General features: G+C 47.6%; 22 protein-coding genes and 1 tRNA gene. 14 read left to right on the plus strand and 9 right to left on the minus strand.

The annotated features are described in order from the left end of the window. Nucleotides 1–33: 33 nt before the first annotated feature. The gene (locus D8Y20_RS02130; RefSeq protein WP_121541389.1) at nucleotides 34–549 is read left to right on the plus strand and encodes an RDD family protein; all 516 of its coding nucleotides are present in this window, start codon (nucleotides 34–36) and stop codon (nucleotides 547–549) included. Nucleotides 550–684: 135 nt separating this feature from the next. Here the strand turns inward: D8Y20_RS02130 and leuD are convergent, their stop codons facing one another. Together leuD and leuC are read right to left on the minus strand one after the other, a co-directional pair. Next, nucleotides 685–1,320 (minus strand): 3-isopropylmalate dehydratase small subunit, encoded by a 636-nt coding sequence (gene leuD, locus D8Y20_RS02135; protein WP_121541390.1) that lies wholly within the window; start codon nucleotides 1,318–1,320, stop codon nucleotides 685–687. Between the two features lie 9 nt (nucleotides 1,321–1,329). Then, nucleotides 1,330–2,736, minus strand: coding sequence for a 3-isopropylmalate dehydratase large subunit (gene leuC, locus D8Y20_RS02140; protein ID WP_370050447.1), 1,407 nt, complete (start codon nucleotides 2,734–2,736; stop codon nucleotides 1,330–1,332). Between the two features lie 197 nt (nucleotides 2,737–2,933). On the opposite strand from leuC, the gene dcd reads away from it, so the two are divergent. The 4 genes from dcd to D8Y20_RS02160 all read left to right on the plus strand — a co-directional run bounded on the left by dcd (nucleotide 2,934) and on the right by D8Y20_RS02160 (nucleotide 5,415). Continuing rightward, a complete protein-coding gene (gene dcd / locus D8Y20_RS02145) occupies nucleotides 2,934–3,503 on the plus strand; it encodes a dCTP deaminase (RefSeq protein WP_121541392.1) in 570 nt (189 codons plus the stop codon). A 3-nt stretch (nucleotides 3,504–3,506) separates the two neighbouring features. Beyond that, nucleotides 3,507–4,382, plus strand: a complete 876-nt coding sequence (metF, locus tag D8Y20_RS02150) for a methylenetetrahydrofolate reductase [NAD(P)H] (protein ID WP_121541393.1) — start codon at nucleotides 3,507–3,509, stop codon at nucleotides 4,380–4,382. Nucleotides 4,383–4,391: 9 nt separating this feature from the next. Beyond that, entirely contained in the window at nucleotides 4,392–5,336 is a 945-nt protein-coding gene (locus tag D8Y20_RS02155) for a bile acid:sodium symporter family protein (protein ID WP_121541394.1), read from the plus strand. Between the two features lie 3 nt (nucleotides 5,337–5,339). Continuing rightward, a tRNA-Thr gene (locus tag D8Y20_RS02160) sits at nucleotides 5,340–5,415 on the plus strand. 177 nt (nucleotides 5,416–5,592) lie between these two features. On the opposite strand, the gene D8Y20_RS02165 is transcribed toward D8Y20_RS02160, so the two are convergent. Continuing rightward, a complete protein-coding gene (locus D8Y20_RS02165; protein WP_121541395.1) occupies nucleotides 5,593–6,984 on the minus strand; it encodes an OmpA family protein in 1,392 nt (463 codons plus the stop codon). A gap of 248 nt (nucleotides 6,985–7,232) precedes the next feature. Between D8Y20_RS02165 and D8Y20_RS02170 the strand changes: the two genes are divergently transcribed. Further along, the gene (locus D8Y20_RS02170; RefSeq protein WP_121541396.1) at nucleotides 7,233–7,517 is read left to right on the plus strand and encodes a hypothetical protein; all 285 of its coding nucleotides are present in this window, start codon (nucleotides 7,233–7,235) and stop codon (nucleotides 7,515–7,517) included. A 52-nt stretch (nucleotides 7,518–7,569) separates the two neighbouring features. On the opposite strand, the gene D8Y20_RS02175 is transcribed toward D8Y20_RS02170, so the two are convergent. Beyond that, entirely contained in the window at nucleotides 7,570–8,550 is a 981-nt protein-coding gene (locus D8Y20_RS02175; RefSeq protein WP_121541397.1) for a cation diffusion facilitator family transporter, read from the minus strand. 34 nt (nucleotides 8,551–8,584) lie between these two features. Here D8Y20_RS02175 and gloB point away from each other — a divergent pair, with 34 nt between their 5' ends. Further along, complete coding sequence (gene gloB / locus D8Y20_RS02180; RefSeq protein ID WP_121541398.1) at nucleotides 8,585–9,376, plus strand: hydroxyacylglutathione hydrolase; 792 nt, start codon at nucleotides 8,585–8,587, stop codon at nucleotides 9,374–9,376. A 25-nt stretch (nucleotides 9,377–9,401) separates the two neighbouring features. On the opposite strand, the gene D8Y20_RS02185 is transcribed toward gloB, so the two are convergent. Further along, complete coding sequence (locus tag D8Y20_RS02185; protein ID WP_121541399.1) at nucleotides 9,402–9,830, minus strand: PilZ domain-containing protein; 429 nt, start codon at nucleotides 9,828–9,830, stop codon at nucleotides 9,402–9,404. A gap of 118 nt (nucleotides 9,831–9,948) precedes the next feature. Continuing rightward, complete coding sequence (locus D8Y20_RS02190) at nucleotides 9,949–10,524, minus strand: YSC84-related protein (RefSeq protein WP_236075192.1); 576 nt, start codon at nucleotides 10,522–10,524, stop codon at nucleotides 9,949–9,951. 183 nt (nucleotides 10,525–10,707) lie between these two features. Between D8Y20_RS02190 and D8Y20_RS02195 the strand changes: the two genes are divergently transcribed. After that, nucleotides 10,708–12,123, plus strand: coding sequence for an adenylate/guanylate cyclase domain-containing protein (locus tag D8Y20_RS02195; RefSeq protein ID WP_121541400.1), 1,416 nt, complete (start codon nucleotides 10,708–10,710; stop codon nucleotides 12,121–12,123). Then, nucleotides 12,114–12,914 carry a 3',5'-cyclic-AMP phosphodiesterase gene (gene cpdA, locus D8Y20_RS02200; protein WP_121541401.1) on the plus strand — a complete coding sequence of 267 codons (801 nt, stop codon included), beginning with the start codon at nucleotides 12,114–12,116 and terminating at the stop codon, nucleotides 12,912–12,914. The genes D8Y20_RS02195 and cpdA overlap by 10 nt, the downstream gene beginning before the upstream one ends. 69 nt (nucleotides 12,915–12,983) lie before the next feature. Here the strand turns inward: cpdA and D8Y20_RS02205 are convergent, their stop codons facing one another. Beyond that, entirely contained in the window at nucleotides 12,984–13,706 is a 723-nt protein-coding gene (locus tag D8Y20_RS02205) for a hypothetical protein (protein ID WP_121541402.1), read from the minus strand. An 85-nt stretch (nucleotides 13,707–13,791) separates the two neighbouring features. Between D8Y20_RS02205 and rpiA the strand changes: the two genes are divergently transcribed. Both rpiA and D8Y20_RS02215 read left to right on the plus strand, forming a co-directional pair. Continuing rightward, the gene (rpiA, locus tag D8Y20_RS02210) at nucleotides 13,792–14,457 is read left to right on the plus strand and encodes a ribose-5-phosphate isomerase RpiA (RefSeq protein ID WP_121541403.1); all 666 of its coding nucleotides are present in this window, start codon (nucleotides 13,792–13,794) and stop codon (nucleotides 14,455–14,457) included. 213 nt (nucleotides 14,458–14,670) lie between these two features. Continuing rightward, the gene (locus tag D8Y20_RS02215; protein WP_161957557.1) at nucleotides 14,671–15,579 is read left to right on the plus strand and encodes a lipase family protein; all 909 of its coding nucleotides are present in this window, start codon (nucleotides 14,671–14,673) and stop codon (nucleotides 15,577–15,579) included. Between the two features lie 118 nt (nucleotides 15,580–15,697). Here D8Y20_RS02215 and D8Y20_RS02220 read toward each other — a convergent pair whose 3' ends face one another. Together D8Y20_RS02220 and murJ are read right to left on the minus strand one after the other, a co-directional pair. Then, entirely contained in the window at nucleotides 15,698–16,510 is an 813-nt protein-coding gene (locus D8Y20_RS02220; RefSeq protein ID WP_121541405.1) for a 3'-5' exonuclease, read from the minus strand. A 31-nt stretch (nucleotides 16,511–16,541) separates the two neighbouring features. Further along, a complete protein-coding gene (gene murJ / locus D8Y20_RS02225; protein WP_121541406.1) occupies nucleotides 16,542–18,122 on the minus strand; it encodes a murein biosynthesis integral membrane protein MurJ in 1,581 nt (526 codons plus the stop codon). Between the two features lie 105 nt (nucleotides 18,123–18,227). Here murJ and rpsU point away from each other — a divergent pair, with 105 nt between their 5' ends. From rpsU to dnaG, 3 genes are all read left to right on the plus strand, one after another. Continuing rightward, nucleotides 18,228–18,443 (plus strand): 30S ribosomal protein S21, encoded by a 216-nt coding sequence (gene rpsU, locus D8Y20_RS02230; RefSeq protein ID WP_121541407.1) that lies wholly within the window; start codon nucleotides 18,228–18,230, stop codon nucleotides 18,441–18,443. 161 nt (nucleotides 18,444–18,604) lie between these two features. After that, nucleotides 18,605–19,042, plus strand: coding sequence for a GatB/YqeY domain-containing protein (locus tag D8Y20_RS02235; RefSeq protein WP_121541408.1), 438 nt, complete (start codon nucleotides 18,605–18,607; stop codon nucleotides 19,040–19,042). 48 nt (nucleotides 19,043–19,090) lie between these two features. Then, nucleotides 19,091–20,836 (plus strand): DNA primase, encoded by a 1,746-nt coding sequence (gene dnaG / locus D8Y20_RS02240; protein WP_121541409.1) that lies wholly within the window; start codon nucleotides 19,091–19,093, stop codon nucleotides 20,834–20,836. Nucleotides 20,837–20,860 lie beyond the last annotated feature (24 nt).

The following is a 20,860-nucleotide window of genomic DNA, read 5'->3' on the forward strand; positions in this document are numbered from 1 at the left end:
CAATAAAAAAAGTGATATTGTAAGGAATGAATTATGTCTGATCAGTCAAATCAACGTCTTCAAGGCACCAACGCAGGAATCGGCATTCGTCTCTTGGCCAGCTGTTATGATGGGCTTATTTTGCTCGGTATCTCCATGCTGCTGGTTGGTATTCCGATTACAGTCAGTATCGAAGTGCTGGGGGCAACACCACCAAAATGGTTGCAGTATCTGTTATTTTTGAGTGTTTCTTATGCCTATTTTGTAGGCTTTTGGGTCAAAGGTGGAGCCACTACAGGCATGCGTCCGTGGAAGCTCATGGTGGCGACCAATGAGACCGGCATGCCGTTGAGCTGGCTGGCTGCATCGGTACGTTTTGCGGTGTTGATGCTGACCTGGTTAACCTTGGGTATGACACTCTGGTATATCGCCACCAAAGATACCGGCCACTTCCTGTTTTTTATCGCGGCAACGATACCGTTGGTAAGCCTGGTGGTGATGATATTGAGCAAAGAGAGAGCGGCCTTGCAGGATTTGGTGTCTGGGACAGGAGTGTACCGAGTCTCATAAAGCGCAGCATTTTATAGCATTGCGCCACCCATGAGGGTGGCGGAGTGATCTTTTTAGGTTCATCTTCGAATTCTGGGAATGCTACTTTGGGTAGATTGCTATGTGTTGATGTTTCCTACTAATGTGCGATGACCCCTAAAACAACCAGGGCGCAGTCTGAATGCGTGTCGCTTCATAGTTGCGAATGATATCAGCGTTTTGCAGTGTCAAACCAATATCATCGAGTCCATTCAACAGACAGTGTTTACGAAAATCATCGACTTCGAACGATAGGACTTGACCCGATGGCAAGCTTACGGTTTGCGCTGGTAGGTCGATGCTAAGAGAGAAGCCTTCTGTTGCAGCACATGCATCAAACAGGGTGTCCATTTGTGCATCATCCAGGACAATTGGGAGAATGCCGTTTTTAAAGCAGTTGTTGTAAAAGATGTCGGCAAAGCTCGGTGCAATCACGCAACTGAAACCATAATCAACAATGGCCCATGGGGCATGTTCGCGCGAAGAACCACAGCCGAAGTTTTCTCGTGCGAGCAATATTTGAGCTCCCTGATAGCGCGCCTGATTGAGAATGAAATCACCGCGTTTGGGACGATTGGTGCAATCCATCTCCGGTTCGCCATGATCTTCATAACGCCATTCATCAAACAAAAACGGGCCATAACCCGTGCGTTTAATAGATTTTAGGAACTGTTTTGGAATAATTGCATCGGTATCGACATTGGCGCGATCCATGGGAGCAACTAAGCCGTTTAATGTTGTGAATGCTTGCATGATATACTCCTAAACCCAGTCTCTAATGTCGACAAAGTGGCCTGCAATTGCGGCCGCAGCAGCCATGGCAGGGCTGACCAGATGGGTGCGCCCACCGAGCCCCTGACGGCCTTCAAAATTACGATTCGAGGTGGAAGCACAGCGTTCCTCAGGCTCCAATCGATCAGCATTCATAGCCAGACACATTGAACAGCCGGGGTCACGCCATTCAAAACCTGCCTGGCGAAAAATTTCATCAATCCCTTCCGCTTCAGCCTGTTGTTTAACCAGGCCGGAACCGGGCACTGCCATGGCCAGTTTCACGTTTGCAGCGACTGTTTTACCTTTCACCATTTCTGCTGCTTCGCGGAAATCTTCGATACGGCCATTGGTGCAAGAGCCGATGAATGCTTTATCAATGGATATGTCCTGCAGAGCGGTGCCTGCTTCAAGCCCCATATAGGTCAGCGCACGGATCCAGCCCTCTTTCTGCACATCATCGCGTGCATCTTCAGGATTGGGTACAGACGCTGTGATCGGTAATACCATTTCAGGGCTAGTACCCCAGCTTAGCTGCGGTGCAATATTTTCAGCCTTGAACAGGAGTTCTTTATCAAACACAGCGTCAGCGTCGGAGTGCAATTCAGACCACGCTGTTACGGCGCGATCCCATGCATCCGCCTTAGGTGCGAAAGGGCGGCCTTTGACATAATCGATAGTCATATCATCGACGGCGACCATGCCGCAACGCGCACCGGCTTCGATGGTCATGTTGCACAGGGTCATGCGTGCTTCCATGGAGAGCATGCGAATAGCACTGCCGGCAAATTCTACGGCGTAACCCGTACCGCCAGCGGTACCGATTTCACCAATGATATAGAGTGCAACATCTTTACCTGTGATACCTGCGGGTAGATCACCCTCGACTCGAATACGCATGGTCTTTGGCTGTTTCTGAATCAAGCACTGCGTGGCCAATACGTGTTCCACTTCGGAGGTGCCGATACCCATGGCGATAGCGGCAAAAGCGCCATGGGTGGAGGTGTGTGAATCTCCACATACCACCGTCATGCCGGGTAAAATTAATCCCTGTTCGGGACCCATAACATGCACAACGCCCTGACGGATATCACCCAGACCAAATTCAGTGATGCCAAACTCTTCACAGTTAGCATCCAGTGCTTCTACCTGTGTGCGTGATACAGGATCAGTAATGCCCTGCTCACGGTTGGTGGTAGGCACATTATGATCAGGTGTAGCGACAGATGCATTCACACGCCATGGTTTGCGTTTGGCTATGCGTAGACCTTCGAAAGCTTGTGGGCTGGTGACTTCATGCACCAGTTGGCGGTCGATATAAAGCAGCACGGAGCCATCATCGTTTTTAGACACGACATGCTGGTCCCATACTTTTTCAAATAACGTTTTTGCCATCATAAACTCCCGCTGATATCCATCAAAGGCGGGGATTGTAGCGATTTTGCGCTGATGACGCGAATTTATTGCAATAGGGTGTTCTGAGACTCTGTTTGGTGGAGATTGAACCCGTGTAGGCGCTACCCGTGGTATGCACGTCAATTGCTTTTGGATACGCCGCAGTTATCCTGCGCATTCAGAGTTACATGGAGGCAAAGATGTCCATCAAATCGGATACATGGATTCGCAAAATGGCGCAGGAGGAGGGAATGATCGAGCCCTTTGTGAATGGCCAGGTTAAAAAGAATGAAGATGGTAGTGGCATTGTTTCTTACGGCCTCTCTTCTTACGGTTATGATGTGCGTTGTTCCGATGAGTTCAAAATTTTTACCAATATCAATTCTGCCATCGTAGATCCAAAAGATTTTTGTCCTACATCTTTTGTCGATGTTCAATCCGATGTTTGCATTATCCCGCCTAACTCCTTTGCGCTGGCACGAACGGTTGAATATATGCGTATTCCGCGTTCGGTGCTGACCATCTGCTTGGGTAAATCCACCTATGCGCGCTGTGGTATTATTGTGAATGTCACGCCGCTTGAACCAGAATGGGAAGGGCATGTGACGCTGGAGTTTTCCAATACTACACCACTACCGGCAAAAATTTATGCCAATGAAGGCGTTGCTCAGTTCCTCTTCCTTGAATCCGATGACGTATGTGAAACATCATATAAAGACAAAGCCGGTAAATATCAGGGTCAGACTGGCGTAACCGTACCGAGATTATAAATCATGAAATTATCTGAAATTCTATCCAATGCTGATAAACCTCTGATCTCCTGTGAATTTTTCCCGCCGAAAACAGATAAGGGTGAAGAAAACCTGTGGAACTGTCTGGATGAATTAAGAGGCATAGATCCAGCCTATATCTCTGTCACTTATGGTGCAGGAGGTACCACGCAAGGGCGCACCAAAGGCATTGTTACCCGCATTAAAGATGAGACCGGTCTCTCGCCTGTGGCACATTTGACCTGTGTTGGAGCGAGCAAAGAACAATTGGCTGAACTGTTGTCAGAGTACCGTGCAGCAGGCATTGAAAACATTCTGGCTCTTAGAGGTGATGCGCCGGAAGGCATGGATCGTTTTGAAGCGGCCGTTGGAGGTTTCTCCTACGCCACTGATCTGATCGCATTTTTGCGCGCTCAGGGTGATTTCTCCATTGCTTGCGCTACCTATCCTGAAGGGCATCCGGAATCGAAAGGTGGGGTTGCTGATGATATTCGTTATTTGAAAATGAAGCAGGATAATGGTGCTGATTGCGCCGTGACCCAATATTTTTTCGATAATGAAACCTTTTTCAGATTCCGTGATGCAACTGAAAAAGCGGGTGTAACCATTCCAATTATTCCGGGCATTATGCCGGTGGGTAATTTTGATCAGATTGTGCGTTTTTCCGGCATGTGCGGTGCTTCCGTGCCTGACTGGATGCGCGAACAGATGGAGCCGATCAAGGGCGACCTGCAGGCAGTGCAGAAACTGGGTATTGAACTAGCCGCTAAACAGTGTCGTGGGTTGCTGGAAGCAGATACCCCCGGTCTGCATTTTTACACTTTGAATAAATCAGCTGCGACCATCGCTATCCGCAACCAGTTAACCGATCTTCTGTAACTGATCGTTATGAAGTTATGGCAGTGGTTATCCCGCAATATGGCGCTGCTAACACTGGTCTGTGCGGTGATTGCATTTGTATATCCGCCAGCATTTCTGATATTTAAAAGCTATTTTCTCTGGTTCTTTGCGGCCACCATGTTTGCGCTAGGTGTGGTCTTGCATCCTGCTGAAGCACGTGCGGCACTATCTAAGCCATCCACTATCGCTTTGGGTGTGCTGTGTCAGTTTTCGATCATGCCACTATTGGGTTTTGCCGCCGCTTCTATCTCGGTATGGCAAGGTGTAGCGCCGGAAATTGCGCTTGGTTTTATTATTGTGGGCTGTGCACCGGGAGCCATGGCCTCAAATGTCATTAGCTACCTGGCAGGCGGCGCCGTCGCCTTCTCGATTGCCATGACCATGGTTGCCACCACGTTATCTCCGCTACTCACACCTACATTGGTCGAATTGTTTGGCAGTGCCTATATGGATATTCCATTTTGGCCGATGATGCAGACGATTCTGCTTACTGTTGTTTTACCCTTGGCGCTTGGCATGTTGCTGCGTACACAGCTGGGGGAGCGTATTGAGCAAGCTGAGCAGATCGCACCCGGTATTGCTGCGATTGCCATTATTGTTATTTGTAGTTACGCGGTAGCCGCCAACCATGATCGCATTGCCGATACCCCTACTTTGGTGATCGGCCTTGTTATCCTGCTCAATGGTTTGGGTTATGTTCTGGGTTGGCTGGCTGGCATTCTGTTTCGATTTGATTATACCTATAAAATCACACTGGCCATTGAAATCGGTATGCAGAATGCAGGTCTCGGTGTGGCGCTGGCACTCAAACATTTCCAGCCCGAAACAGCCTTGCCTGGCGCTTTGTTTGCAGTCTGGTGTATTATTACCGCCGCAGGTATGACCCGTTATCTGCACAACAGGGCTGATACGGTGATTGGTTCCACTTCATAGCAGGCCGATGTAGCTCAGTTGGTAGAGCATCTCACTCGTAATGAGAAGGTCTCCGGTTCGATTCCGGACATCGGCTCCATATATATATACCAGCAGGTTATGATGCATAGCAGGCACTTAATCTGGCCTGTATGTATCAATATTAACCCTTATTGTGCAAGCCGATAAGCATTGGATTTGCATCATGCAAAAAAAGACCGCCACAAGGACGGTCTTTCAATGCATCAACAATAGAGGTTGGGCTAGCTACGTTGCTTTATTCTACGGGTGGATTGTTCATGGTCGGAGCAACCAGCACAATATCGATACGGCGATTCATTTTGCGCCCCTCTTCTTTTTCGTTGTTGGCAATAGGACGATCTTCACCAAAACCAAGAGATGCGATGACCCTGTTACTTTCAGCAAACCGGGCATCAAGGAACTCTTTTACAGTGATAGCGCGGTGCTCTGACAATGTTTGGTTGTACTCATCATTGCCAAGCGAATCCGTGTGTCCTTCAACACGTACTTCCCGATCATTAAACAGATCAATCGCTTTGCTAGCAAGCTCAAGCAGGTCATATGATTCTGATGGTACAATCGCACTACCACTTGGGAAATTCATCGCTTTCATGCGAATGATCACATCCGCATCGGTAGTTAGAAAGAGCTCTACCTGGTTTGGATTGAACAGCTTTGCCAGCTGAGATATTTTGCCTTCAGCATCACGTTTCAATTTTAGTTTGTACTGTGTTTGTTGAAGTTGTGCACGGGCTTGATCGTAGCCTGAATTGTCACCAATCAGCTCTTTAATTTTCTGTTGAGCAGCGAGTAGATCATTCTGAGAGCTGGTTTGCGCCTGCTTGATAGCCTCTTTGATCTGGTTCGCCTGATCCTGGTGCGATTGGGTAGCATCTAATTTTAGATTAAGCAGGGCAGCAATAGATGCCAAATCATTGTTGGAGGCATCAAGCCATTCTTCAATAATATAGGGTTGCTGTTTCATAGATAGACCAAGACTCCCTACATTGTCTGCTTTCTGTGCCGATAGAATGCTCTGTTTACTCATGTTAACCAATTGTCCCCTTGCAGCGGGGTTAGCTTTAACCAGCTGTTCAATGCTTTGCAATCCGGCACTGGCTTTAGCAAAGCTTACAGGCGCATACAGATTACCCTTCTCTTTTCTGCTTTTGGCTATGGCTATGGCTCTGGCAACCGGACGAGTCAGCTGCTCTCTAGCAGCAACAACTTCGGCTTGATAGGTAAGTAATTTAGCCATTTCGGACTCTTTTTTTGCTTTGTTCAGGTCTCCTTCCTCAATGGCTGCAACAACCTTAGCGAATGCTGTTTCAGCCCGTTCTGCGAGTTCCTTGCGTACGTTTTTTGCATCTGCTGAACGCATGCGGTCAAGCGATTCAATTAAAGCGGGAAATTGATTGTTCATCATGAGGCTATTGGTAATAGCCTGTTTTGCATGGCTTTCTGCCTCAACGGGTAAATTCTGGGCGAAGGCTTGCTTGGCGGCTGAATATTCAACCGGAGAAAGGTCGGGAGCACGAACAGCCTCGGCCTCAGATAACAGCCCGGTATTTTCTTGGGCCCATATCATGTGTGGCGCTGCCAATAACATGATGCATGTAAAAATAAATGTGGAAATGCGTATATTCATTATAATTGTTCTCCTTGAGAAGTGCTTGGTAGATATTTGACGGCTGGTTTGTCTGAAATGTCACTTTTTATATTGTGTGGTGCTAAAGGCGAACTTTTAAGTTTAATTTTTAAGGTGCTTTCGGCTCTTTTTTTCATGTCTCAGGCAAGAGAATTATGCCGTCAAATGGGACAGCTCTTTAACTATTTGGATTCGCATGTACCTTTCGCGTCCATTGAATACCATTATGAACCACAAAAGAGAGACTTATGAGCACACCTGATGACTTAACTATCGATTATGAAGAGAACGGCATTCTGACTACGAAACAGTTGGATAAAGTGATCTTAAGTAAAGGCGCGTGGACTACCATCCTCTTTCGTTACCAGAGCTGGGTAAGTGCTAGTGAATCTTATAGTGAAGATAAATATACCATTCGGCGCTATCAGAAACGTAATGGTGAATACACGCCTCGCTCCAAGTTCAATATCACCAATGCCAAACAGGCCAAGATGATTATTGCAACCTTGCAGGACTGGACTGACGAAAAGTAAGACAGCGATAACTATTGATGCAAGCGATTCACCGCCTGCATCAATAGGTCTGCTATTTGGGTTCGCTCTTGTCCACCGCATTGTTCGGGGTGGTAAACTCGATAAAGATATCTTTGGTGTCCGGTGCGATACGGCTCACATGGCCTTCCAGGGAACGCCGAATATCATCCAGCTTTTGCATAAAACGAATGGCATGCGTGACTTCTTCTTCAGTCATATCCGCAAAAATTGCCTCTTCGCGCAATTCGATTTCAGCCATCAATAGTGTTGCTTTAGGCGACAATACAATGCTGTTGACGCGGGCAACATGCTGCACCTGGTCATCCGACTGCCAAACGTTCAGGGCTATTGCATCGACTTCATTGTTGGAATGATTGAGCAGGTATTTGCGATTCATGGCAGCAAGATAAACAGCCAGGCCGCCCATCATCAAGCCAATACAGATCGCTGCAACGCCATCAAAGATGGCTGATCCGGTCCAGGCCGCCAGCCCCATTCCAAGACCGGCCACTGCTAAGCCTAAAATAGCCACAGAGTCTTCAATCAAGACGGCTAACGTGGTCGGGTCACGTGTTTCAATTAGATAGGTTCTAAACCCTTTGCCGGCCTCTCGGGCTTGCTGTTTGAATTCCGACAATGCGACGAGTAGTGAGTAGCCTTCAACTATAAATGCAAAGCCGAGAATCAGAAATGGGATCCATGAAAACTCAGGAACATGTTCATGTTTAAGCTGCTCAACGGAATGCATTACCGTATATACACAACCGAGAAAGAAAATTGTTACAGCCGAGATTAAATTCCAAAAATACTGTTCCTGTCCATAGCCAAAATGATGATCGGTATCAGCCTGGCGCAATGAGCGACGCAGCCCCAAATATAGCAGCGCCTGATTGGCTGTGTCCGCCAATGAATGAATCGCTTCTGCCAGCAGTGCGCTAGAGCCTGAAACAGCAAAACCAAAAAACTTTGCAGTCGTTACCAAGCCATTGGCAGTAACCGCAGTCAATACCGTCTTCGTTGATCCATGTGACATGGAATGAAACCTCCTGTTGCGCTAAGCTGCTCGCATGTGGTCATACCAACACCAGCATTTTACCGTTCATCAGTTGCCCGTATTAAGGGACAACTATATTTATCTGATCGAAGCGCACACATCTGATGCGCTGATTGTTATCGATCCGGCGGAAGCTGTTGCCGTTCAACGTGCCTGTAAAGCACTGGAGAAAAAACTGACGCATATCTTCAACACGCATCACCATTGGGATCACACCGATGGTAACCTGCAACTTAAAGCACATTTCGATTGTCAAATCATTGGCGCCAAGTGTGATGCCGAGCGTATTCCAGGCATTGATATTCAAGTAACACAGCATGATGCACCTGAAATTGCAGGCCTCAGCATTCAAACGATTGAAGTTCCCGGCCATACCAGCGGTCATATCGCCTTTGTTATTGATGATGCGTTGTTTTGTGGCGACACCATGTTTGGTGCCGGCTGTGGCAGGCTTTTTGAAGGGACCCCCGCTCAAATGTGGAATAGCTTATGCAAGCTTGCCGCACTGGATCCGATCACAAAAGTATATTGTGCGCATGAATACACCATGGCTAATCTCGAATTTTCGCGCAGCATCGATCTGGATAATTTAGCGCTTACTGAGCGCATGCATCGCGATGGCAGTTTGCGCCAACAGAACAAGCCGACCATCCCTTCATCTATTGCTGTCGAGCTAGTCACCAATCCTTTCCTGAGATCTTTGGATGAAAGTTTTTGTCAGACTTATGCCGCTAGATACAAACTGTCTGTATCTGATGCGCTCACTGTATTCACAGATATAAGATTAAGAAAAGACCGGGGTTGAACATTTTATAAGCTCTGGTCGTTGATTATCTGATTTGTCGAAGAATCAAGATATGGTTAGAAATAATAGAATCCAAATTGTTCACCTGAGATTGGCTGGTCTCATCAAATTGAATACCTATGCCGACATCTGTTTTTCGCACTACTGTGCCGGTCAATTTGAGCGGGTTTGGTGCGGAAATGAATGTCAGAAGCAGGTTCACGGATTCACCAACGTCGAAATCAGCTGGTGTTTCAATAAACAGACCCGTACTGCTTATGTCTCTGGCGTGACCAAAGTGGCTGCCGCTTTTCGATTCAAAGTTCAGTAATTCGGTATATGACTCACGTGTCGCATTTCTCACATCCGGTGTCCAGGTAGCCAGCAAATCAAGCAATTGCTGTTTCTTTTCATCCGGCAATTGCTGTGCAATATCAGTAAGCGTTTCAATGATGTTATCAGATACTAGCTTCATAGTGGGCAGTGTAGCAGAAACAAGGCAATGTTTGGAAGGATCCCCCCTCCCTCAGAGGTCAAGAGAGTAGTATCCAGATCATTTTCTAAGTTCTTGTTCAAGGAATGAGAATAGCGGTCTATTTTTCCATTCGGGTGATTTTAGAGCCTTCAAAGGTAAGATTATACATCAAACCTTTATTTGAGAAAATAAAGCCAATGATGGGATCTCTGATTGTGTTGGTATCAAGATCGGCCGCCGCACCAACCGTAATAACAGCCACACTACCATCAACGCCGGCCTTCCAGCCGTCATTGGATTTAAAGCCTTTCAATGCGTCCTTGGTCATAAACATAATGATCTGTGATTTTACCTGAGCGCCTAATTGAAAACCGATGGATGCAGCCGCTGTATTGTAATAACCGACCGTTTTTCCCTTTCGCAACATCGCGCCTTCACCATATTCACCGCCAATACCAATACCGGCTTTAAACACCTCTGGAAAAACGAGTATGGCTTGTGCTTTATTGGCCAGCGTTTTGCCGTATTTCACCTTGGAATAAAAGGTCTTCAATGTGGATGCTACCTTCGCATTAATTTCCACTGCAGAGGCAGCATTGGCGACAGGTGTAGCTGTTAAATTCAATAACAATGCCAGTAGAGCAAGCATGGATAAGGTTGTAGAGCGGATGGTCGTGAACATTGGAAATTGCATATAAGTCTCCTTCGATGGCTCATGCAAATATATGCCTGCCATCGCCGTTTGTCAGCCCCATAATAAATATGCGATCGGAATCTACAGGTGCAATGATCATGCCCCGTATGTTTATCGCGCAATACATCTCATCAACATCGCTCAAGCATTGCGCATTCTGTTTAAAACCAGAATAATACTCAGATGAACTTCAACCCTGCTGCAAGCCATGAAAAAGCGACCGTGCTGGTGGTCGATGACACCCCTGAAAATATTGATGTGCTGAGGGGCGTGCTGAAAGGCGATTACAAAGTGAAAGTAGCCATTAATGGGGAGCAGGCATTAAAATTATGTTTTTCAAATTCCCCTCCATCGTTGTTGTTATTGGATGTGATGATGCCGGATATGGATGGTTTCGAAGTCTGCGCCAGACTTAAGGCAGACCCGAAAACAGAAGGGATTCCGGTTATTTTTGTTACGGCACTGCATGAAACCTGTGACGAGCTGCGTGGATTTGACGTGGGCGGTGTTGATTTTATCAATAAGCCGGTGACACCGGCTATCGTGTTATCGCGGGTACAAACACATTTAAAGCTGCGCGCTGCATATACATTTATTCGCCAGACGTTTGGCCGTTATTTATCTGAAGAGATCGTTGATAATTTGATTGATTCCCCACAAGGCTTAGAGCTTGGAGGAGAAAAACGTGAGCTGAGCATTATGATGGCAGACTTGCGTGGTTTTACATCGATTGGCGAACGTCTGCCGGCTGAAACGGTTGTCAAAATGATTAATATATTTCTAGGTCGCATGACCGATGTCATTCAAGCCCATCAGGGTACCATTGATGAGTTTATTGGCGATGCTATTCTGGCTATTTTCGGAGCACCTGTTGAACGCCATGATAACGCCTTGCGGGCAGTGCGATGTGCGATTGATATGCAATTGGCGATGCAGGATGTAAATCGAGACTTCAAGCTGGCCGGCTATCCGCCAGTGACTATGGGTATTGGCATCAATACAGGGCCGGTCATTGTAGGTAATATCGGTTCACAAAAGCGTAGTAAATATGGTGTGGTGGGGCGAGTGGTCAATACCACCTCACGCATTGAATCTTATACTGTCGGCGGTCAAGTCCTGATTGCACAAAGTACCAAAGATGCCTGTGGGGGTAGCCTTAAAATAAATGGTGATATGCAGGTGATGCCCAAAGGTATAACGGAAGCTATGACCATTTATGATGTGGGTGGCATACTTGATGAGAATGGTCTCTCCTTACCTGAGATTGCGGCAGAACCATTGGTTGAACTGAGTGTTCCCATATCGATTCAAATTGCGCCACTAGTAGGTAAACACAGCAGTGCGTCATTTTCTGGATGTATTAGCAAACTTAGCTTAAGCAGTATTGAGATTGACTCAGATCATATCTGTCCACCACTTTCCGATCTCAGAGTGGTGCTATTAAATGATGATCAGACTGTTATATCCTCGAGCCTGTATGTCAAAGTGCTGGCGCAGCAAAGCTGTAAGGCGGGCAGTTATCAGGCCCATGTCACATCTTTACCCCCGGAGGCAGAGCTTATGTTTACAACAGTTCTCAAACAAAACCCATGCCTGTAAGTCATCTGTTGCATCTCACAGACAGCCATCTGTTTAGTGATATTAGCCGTCAGCTCAAAGGGGTGAACACATACGACAGTTTCTCTACGGTGATCAAGGATGCGTTTGCCAGCACGCCGAATCCCGATGCGATCATTCTCGGCGGTGACATGGCTCAGGATGAAGCATCCGAAACGTATCAACTGTTAGCTGATATGCTCAAGGGCTGGTCTGCACCATGGATGATATCTCCTGGCAACCATGCCAATGTCACTGCACTTGAGCGTACGCTCATTCCTGCGCTGGAGAGCATCTCCTCGTATAGTCGTTGTTTACAATTTGACGCGTGGCAGGTGGTTACGCTGAATTCTCATAACAGCGGCAACGTTAGTGGCTTGCTTGTAGAGGATGAATTGAAACGACTCGATAGCCTGCTCGCGGCTGAACCGCACAAACACACCTTGATTGCCCTGCATCATCATCCTGCCCCAATCGAATGTGCATGGCTGGATCGCATTGGTTTGCATAACAGTCAGGCTCTGTGGCAGATCATCCACCAGCATCACAATGTGCGCGGATTATTATGCGGCCATATTCATCAAGCTTTGGATATGATGCATAAAGGCATCCGTATTCTGGGTACGCCATCGACCTGTGTGCAGTTTAAACCTCTCCAGGACAGTTTTACTATGGATAACAGGTCACCGGGATATCGTACGATTACGTTGATGCCCGATGGCAATATTCAATCGTTGGTCAAACGTATTGATGGGTTTATTCCCAAAGATTTAAACAATGATGAGCCGTATTGAAAGCGTTGACCCGATAATCAGGCAATCATAACAATCAGCAACCTGACTTACTGTCGCCTAGGATTGCGCTTATAATGCCCACATCACAAAACCAACGCTGACCATTGCTGCGGGCCCATTCCATCGGCCCGGCACGAGTGCTCGAGATACAGACGCGGCAGCGCTCGCAATCAGGGCTGCGATGAATAACAGCTTCCAATCGGTTCCGTGGTACACGTGCAGGCTCCAGCATAACAGGATAGTACATACAATCATTAACACCAGATGACCTGCCAACGTTTGTTCAGGGTGAGAAGGAAATTTCAGAATCAAAAAACCATAGCGTTGACTGAAATAATCTGCCCAGAAGGCAGCAGGAAATGCCACACATAAACACAAGGCCAAACCAAAACCGAATTCCGGAATGGCCTGAAACCATGCCCCTGCAATAAAGATAGCAATCAGCAGATGCAGTTGAGGCAGTAGTGAGATGCGCGGATGCATATCATCTTTTGTGTTTGGAAGTTGTGCATCCCAGGCCATATTCAAGTGCGACCAGAAGGGCGATTTCAATAGTGAGGCCAGAACAGTGAGCGCCAGCAGTGCCAGTAATCCCACTCCAAGCCAGCGCGCATCAATATATACCGGCCACATCAATACCCAAATGGCCAGAAAAGGCGGGATCGCTTGTTGAATCATCGCAGCAGGTGCTCCGCGTCGCATAAGCATGACCGAAAACCATGCCATTTGCAGGATTCCAACGACTACAATCCCACTTAAAACAACATCAGATATGACAATATTTGTTAACATAAGCGCCAACCTACCTGCTCTTCAACTTTGCCGAAAGGCAGAGAGGTCGGTAGTCTGTCGATCACTAAACGGCGAGGGGATAGAGATGACACAAGATGAAATGAAACAGCAGGTTGCCGAAGCGGCGCTGAAGTATGTTGAAGCAGGCACTATTGTCGGTGTTGGCACAGGCTCCACTGCCAATATGTTTATTGATGCACTGGCTTCCAAAAAAGATGAAATCATTGGTGCTGTAGCCAGCTCGAATGCAACGGCTGATCGTTTAGCCGGTCATGGTATTAAGGTCATGGAACTTAATGATGCACTGAATATCGTTGATTCATTATCCGTTTACATCGATGGCGCTGATGAGTTCGACCCGGGCCGCAACCTGACTAAGGGTGGCGGTGGCGCACTGACACGCGAAAAGATTGTTGCTGCAGCATCCGATCAGTTCATCTGTATTGTCGATGAGAGCAAGCAGGTGGATTACCTGGGGGCATACCCGCTACCCATCGAAGTTATCCCTATGGCTCAGGAGCTGGTTGCAGGCGTAGCTATTGAACTGGGTGGTCGTCCCGTTGTGCGTGAAGGTTTTATCACTGATAACGGTAATATCATTATTGATGTGCACGATCTGAAAATTACCGATGCTCTCGGTGTAGAAGATCATTTGAATAAGGTTCCTGGCGTTGTCACCAATGGTGTGTTCTCACATCAGGGTGCGAATGTTGTACTTATGGCCACGCCAGACGGCGTTCGCGTGATCTAAACGCTTTCAGCTTTTATGCATGTATGGCCCATATCAGGCCCCGGTAATGCCGGGGCCTTTTTTATGCACTCCGGATGCTCTGAACAAATACTGCATTGAAATAGTCTGCGAACCACCCAATGCTTTATCAACCGGGTAAGTGTTCTCGGCTATCATATGAGGGCTATGTGTTCTATAATCATGTTAAGCAACAGCCTTATAAAGGAGCCCGACATGCCTGAGTTAAAACCTAAACCGCTTCCTACTGAGCTATCATTTAAGGGCCTGTTTGCAGCAAATACAGACTATGAATATTTTTTGGATGCAGAGGGTCAGCCTTTTCGTTTTGATGCGGTTACATTTCAATCGGTAAATGCCTGGTGGCTGGCAGAGGCGTCGTTATTGGTTTATGTGCGCGATCAGGTTTTTGTCAGCCAAAAGCTGAAAAAAGCAGGCCTGCCCAACACCCGGTTTTTTGAAAAGAAGGGAACGCAGAGCTTTGTGAGCCATAATGATAATTTTGCTATTGTCTGTTTTCGCGGCACAGAAGTGGATGAAGTTCAGGATATTCTGGATGACCTTGATTTGCCTCTGGCAAAGAATGGCGACAGGGGGAAAGTTCACAAAGGCTTCAAAAAAGCATTGAACCGTGTATGGAGTGAAATCGAGCAATATCTTCAGGAAATCACTGCTGCATCAGATGGGGGAATGAACGTTTGGTTTACCGGCCATAGCTTGGGCGCGGCCCTTGCTACACTGGCTGCTGATCGATATCCGGCCGCACAGGGGGTGTATACTTTTGGCTCTCCGCGTGTCGGCAATCGCCGTTTTTGTCAGGCTTATCAGCCTACTGTTTACCGCTTTGTGAATAATAATGACATGGTGACCATGGTTCCTCCAGCCGTGGGTTACCGGCATATCGGCCTGGTTAAATACATTGATGATCAGGGACATATTTATGATAACCCCAAATGCTGGGTACAATTAAAGAGTCGAATTGCCGGTCATCTGGGACATCTTGAGGATGTATTACACAGTTGGAAAAATGGTGATTTCACAGCCATACCTGCAGATAACCTGAATGATCATGCACCGATCTATTATGTTGTTAAAATCTGGAATAGTCACATCAAGGATATTTAATGAGATGCTAATTTATTCCCGTCCTGGCAAAAATCCATTCGTTCGCCTATGGCTTGCGCAAAACCGATGAATAATTCACCGTTTCTTAAGCTACCTCAGATCAGGGTGTACCCCAGCATTATTCTGCCAACTGATCCCATGCCTGGAGATATTCAGCCAGATGCGGGCGCATTTCAGATTCGGATTCCAGATAGTTACGCACCCCTAATACCGCGCGCACATACGCACCTTCATTGAGCGCTCCGCTGAAGAGCTGGTGACGCAAATAGATCAATATGGTTGATAAAACATCGGTTTCACAATAATTCCGAATGGCTTCGATCTGCCCTGTTTCAAACATTTCGCGCACATGATCTCCGGAGGTGTCCAGTTTACCCGGTACATTGAGTACCGATGCCACCTCATCCATTGAACAGCGTGCCGAGGCACCGAAATCGGATAGCACTTCTAACAGATCTACATGGTACTCAGAGGAATAACGGGTATCATAGTTGTTCCACTTGTCACCCTCACTGAACCAGCGTGGGCAAGCCATGGAGTGCATCATCGCCCGATATTTCAGCACCGGCACATCAAATCCACGGCCGTTAAAGCTGACCAGCTGCGGGGCGCGTGTTTCGATCAAATGGAAGAATCCTTCCAGCAATGTTTTTTCAGAGCTGTTGTTATCCCCTCCGGTTGCCAATTGCCGAATCACCAGCTCATTGCCTTCTTCACCGGGTTCACGGATTAAATGCCCGTAAGAGATGGCGACCACTTGATGGTAGGGCTGGCGAGGAAAATCATTTCTGCCATCGGTCTTATCGAGAAAATATATTGATAAGGCATCGCGCGCTTCCGCATCACTCAGATCAGGCTGATGCAATAATCGTCTGGCCGCATCTGCATCCACGACCGTTTCAATATCAAATACAATCACATCACGCCGCATAGCTACACCGTATCCCCAATAGACTTTCCCCTTACGCCCGTCGTTTTAAAAACGTCAATAACAATGCTCGCTCACCTAATCCTACAGCCGACAATAAGAAGACGATTATTGCTCCAATGATAGCCGATGTCAGCCAGATTATCTGCATCAGTGCATCCATAGGAAAGCTCCATTGCGATTCAAAAACGATCAAAGAGAGCAGCATCAACAGGCTGGCAATAACTGCTGTCGCCATCCGCTTAAAGGTGCTCGCATCAAACATGGGGCCGTATGTTTTGGTCAGGCGCATATAAAGCAATACCACATTGACAAAGGCTGCCAGCGAGGTGGCCAACGCCAGTCCCACATAGGCCCAGAACTGCATCAGGATGAACGCCAGTACAATATTCACTGCCACGCTGATGGCTGCATAACGCATCGGTGCCTTGGCATCTTTTTGGGCATAACAGGCTGAAGCAAACAATCGCACCCAGCAGAAGGCGATCAGGCCAACCGCATAGGCCTGCAGTGTTTGCGCAGTCGCTACACTATCCATGTGTGTGAAGGCGCCGCGCTCAAACAGTGTTACCACAATCGGTTCTGCCAGAAAAAGTGCCCCGACCACTGCCGGCAGGGTAAGCCAGGTTAACCAGGCCAGACCTGTACGCAGATCTTCACCGGCTGCATCCCTGTTGCCTTTGGATAGATGGCTGGAGAGTGTGGGCAGTAGTGCGGTGCTCATGGCAATACCAAATAGCGCTAACGGCAATTGCACGATGCGATCTGCATAATAGAGATACGAGACAGCCCCTGTATCCAGCAGGGTGGCGAGAATCGTGCCGACCAGAATATTGATCTGCACTGCGGCAATGGCTAACAGTGCCGGGCCGAACAAGTACATTGTCTCGGCCAGAGCCGGCTGATTAAAATGAAAACTGATGCGCGGTGTCCAGCCAATGCGTTTCAAGGCAGGGAATTGGATCACCAGTTGCAAAAAACCACCAGCCAACACACCGATGGCGAGAGCTACGGCCGGGTTATCAAAAGATGGGGCTAAAAGAAGTGCGGCAAGAATGATCGCTACATTCAATAGTGCCGGGCTTGCTGCGGGCACAGCAAAATGTTTGTAGGTGTTCAGCACCGCCCAGGACAATGCAGCAAGAGAGATCATCGCCAGATAGGGAAACATCAATCGCGCCAGATCCAGCGACATATTCCAACGATCCGGTTCATCGGCAAAACCGGGCGCAAACAGATATAATAACCACGGCATCAGCAACATGCCGAGTACGGTAAACAGCACCACCGCCATCAATAATATGGTTGCCAGCGCATTCAAAAATTGATGTGCTTGTGCTTCGCCTTGTTCACGCTGGTCTGATAGCACCGGTACCAGTGCTACAGTCAAGGTGCCTTCGGCAAACATGCGACGGAAAAAATTGGGTAGCTTAAAGGCTACAAAAAAGGCATCGGCTAACGGCCCTGCACCGAGTACGCGGGCAATCAGAATGTCGCGCACAAAGCCCAAAATACGAGAAAGCATCGTCCAGCTGCCCACTTTGGAGGCGGCACGAAGCAGGCCGGAAGCACTGCTTCCTGTCGCTTGATTTGACTTGCCCTGTTCTGTTGCCATAATCCGCCGCCCTTTCAAGCCATCTTGGCTTGCATGCTAACCTAGCGGCGCATGAGTTGAAGGGCGAATTTATGGCCACACGGGCTAAGGCGGGTGATATTTAATATGCCAGGAATTAGAGTTAATTCTGACGAACCATTTGAGATTGCGCTTAAGCGTTTTCGCAAACAGGTCGAAAAAGGTGGTGTCGTTTCCGAATGCCGTCGTCGCGAAGCTTATGAAAAGCCTTCAATCGCGAAGAAACGTAAAGAAGCTGCTGCTCGCAAACGTTTAATGAAACGCTTGCGCCGTGTACGTATGCGCGAGAATCGCGACTTTTAAGTCGTCCTTGCGTCAATCTTGAGAAATGCCGGGCCTTTGTGTCCGGCATTTTTGTTTCAACATAGCACTGCTGCGTGCATTGGGGCAACAAAACGACGATGATGTTTTGCCAGCCTTTGTCTGCATACACTGTGGCTATATTTCAGGCCCTTGGAGTCCTTATGCAAAAACAACTTATTAATGATATGAAAGCAGCTATGAAAGCTGGTGAAAAATCACGTCTATCCTGTATTCGTATGCTGCGTGCTGCGATGAAAGACAAAGAGATTGAATTGGGTCATGCACTCGATGATGCAGAGGCAATGGCTGTGGTTTCGAAATTAGTCAAGCAGCGTAATGATGCAGCCAAACAATATGCCGATGCTGATCGCTCTGACCTGCAAGAGCAGGAGCTGACAGAAGCCGCTGTTTTTCAAACCTATCTACCCGAACCATTATCTGATGATGAATTGGCTGTCATTATCGATCAGGCCATCTCTGATGCGGACGCATCCAGCATGCGCGATATGGGTAAAGTGATGGGGATCGTTAAAAGCAAGGCTGAAGGCCGTGCCGATATGGGCAAAGTCTCCGGCATTATTAAATCGCGTTTAGGGTAAATGACGTAAAGCACTTGCATTTCAGCCCATTGCACTCTACAAAAGATCATGGCTAATTTTTCTCCCTCTTTTCTTGATGAAGTGCTTTCGCGCACAGATATCATCGAGATTATCGGGCGTCACGTTGAATTGAAAAAATCTGGCTCCAATATGATGGGGCTGTGTCCATTTCACCATGAAAAATCAGGCTCATTCTCAGTCTCAGCAGATAAGCAGCTATATTACTGTTTTGGTTGTGGTAAAGGTGGCGGGGCATTCCAGTTTTTAATAGAACATGACGGTTATAGCTTTCCCGAAGCTGTTGAATATCTGGCTGAAAAAGCGGGTATGGAAATACCTCAGGGTAATGAACGCGACCCCGGCGAAGAGGCCCGGCAGAAAAAGGCCTATACACTTCTGAGCCGCGCGTCCGATGCCATGGGGCGTGCCCTGCATAGTCCTGCGGGTCATAAAGCCAGTGAATATTTGAAACAACGCGGTCTGCCTGCTGCCATCATCCGTGATTATGGATTGGGATATACCCCTGCAGGATATGGCTTCATGCAAAAAATATTTGGTAATGATGGCCGCAGCAATGCTGGGTTGGAATCGGTTGGACTGCTCTTCAAAGGTGATCACGGTTATGGTGATCGCTTCCGGGATCGACTGATGTTCACCATCCGGGACCGCCGTGGCCGCGTAGTTGGTTTTGGTGGTCGCGTATTGGGGGATGGTGAACCCAAATACCTTAATTCAGCTGAGACGGATTACTTTCACAAATCTGATCTGCTATATGGATTCTCTGAGCACCGTGACTTCATTCGCAAAAACAAGCAATTGGTTGTGGTGGAGGGCTACATGGATGTGCTGGCGATGGCGGCACATGGCCTGAAAATTGGTTTGGCTCCACTGGGTACCGCCATTGGTGAGCGCCAAATCCGTGAGATTTTTCGCTTGTGCGATTCGCCCGTCTTTAGTTTTGATGGTGATCGGGCAGGCAGGCAGGCGGCCTGGCGGGCTCTTGAACGCATGATGCCATTGTTGAAAGCAGAGCTAACCCCCCGCTTTCTCTATCTGCCCGATGGCGAAGACCCTGATTCTATCCTCAAAGCTGAAGGTGCTGATGCATTCCAAAAGCGCTTGGATAACGACAGCAAACACGTGCTGGAGACATGGCTTATGGGTCTTAAACTACTGGCTGGTAGCGGCCCGGGTGGTAAGGCTCGTATGGCCAAGAAGGCAGATAACATGCTGGAAACCATGACAGATCGCTATTTGCGGCAGGAGTGGAAGCAGGAAATTGAGCAAGCCACAGGTATTAAATTACAATATGCCAGGCAACAAGCGATGAACAAGCCTGAGTCTCAACAGGATGAGCAGAGAGCAATGCCATTGCCCGAACTCACACATCGACAAGAACGATTTATGACCGGCTTGATGCAAAAACCGGAGCGATTTCGATCACTGCCTGATATAGCACGTTATTATTTCATTGACAACGATGCGCTTAATTCGTTATATTCGCACGCTTTTTCGATACAAACGGATGCCGAAGACAATAATACCGACATCGCGAGACAATTGGCTCAGGATTTTCCTGCCTGCCAAACATTGATTTCTCGCTGGGTGAATCAGGCAACCGTCCTACAACTTGAGTTTGAAAGCTTGTCATTGGATATGGAGTCCAATGATATAGAGCGCCGTATTAAAAAGGGGCTCAGTTTTGAGGAACTTATTCCTACTCAACGACGATTCAATGAAATTAAACAGCTACAGAAACAACTTTCTGAACAGATTCAGTCTGAACGGGAATAGGTTCAACTGAGATAAACAGAAGAT

The organism is Mariprofundus sp. EBB-1 (genome assembly GCF_003665155.1).
Classification (GTDB): domain Bacteria; phylum Pseudomonadota; class Zetaproteobacteria; order Mariprofundales; family Mariprofundaceae; genus Mariprofundus.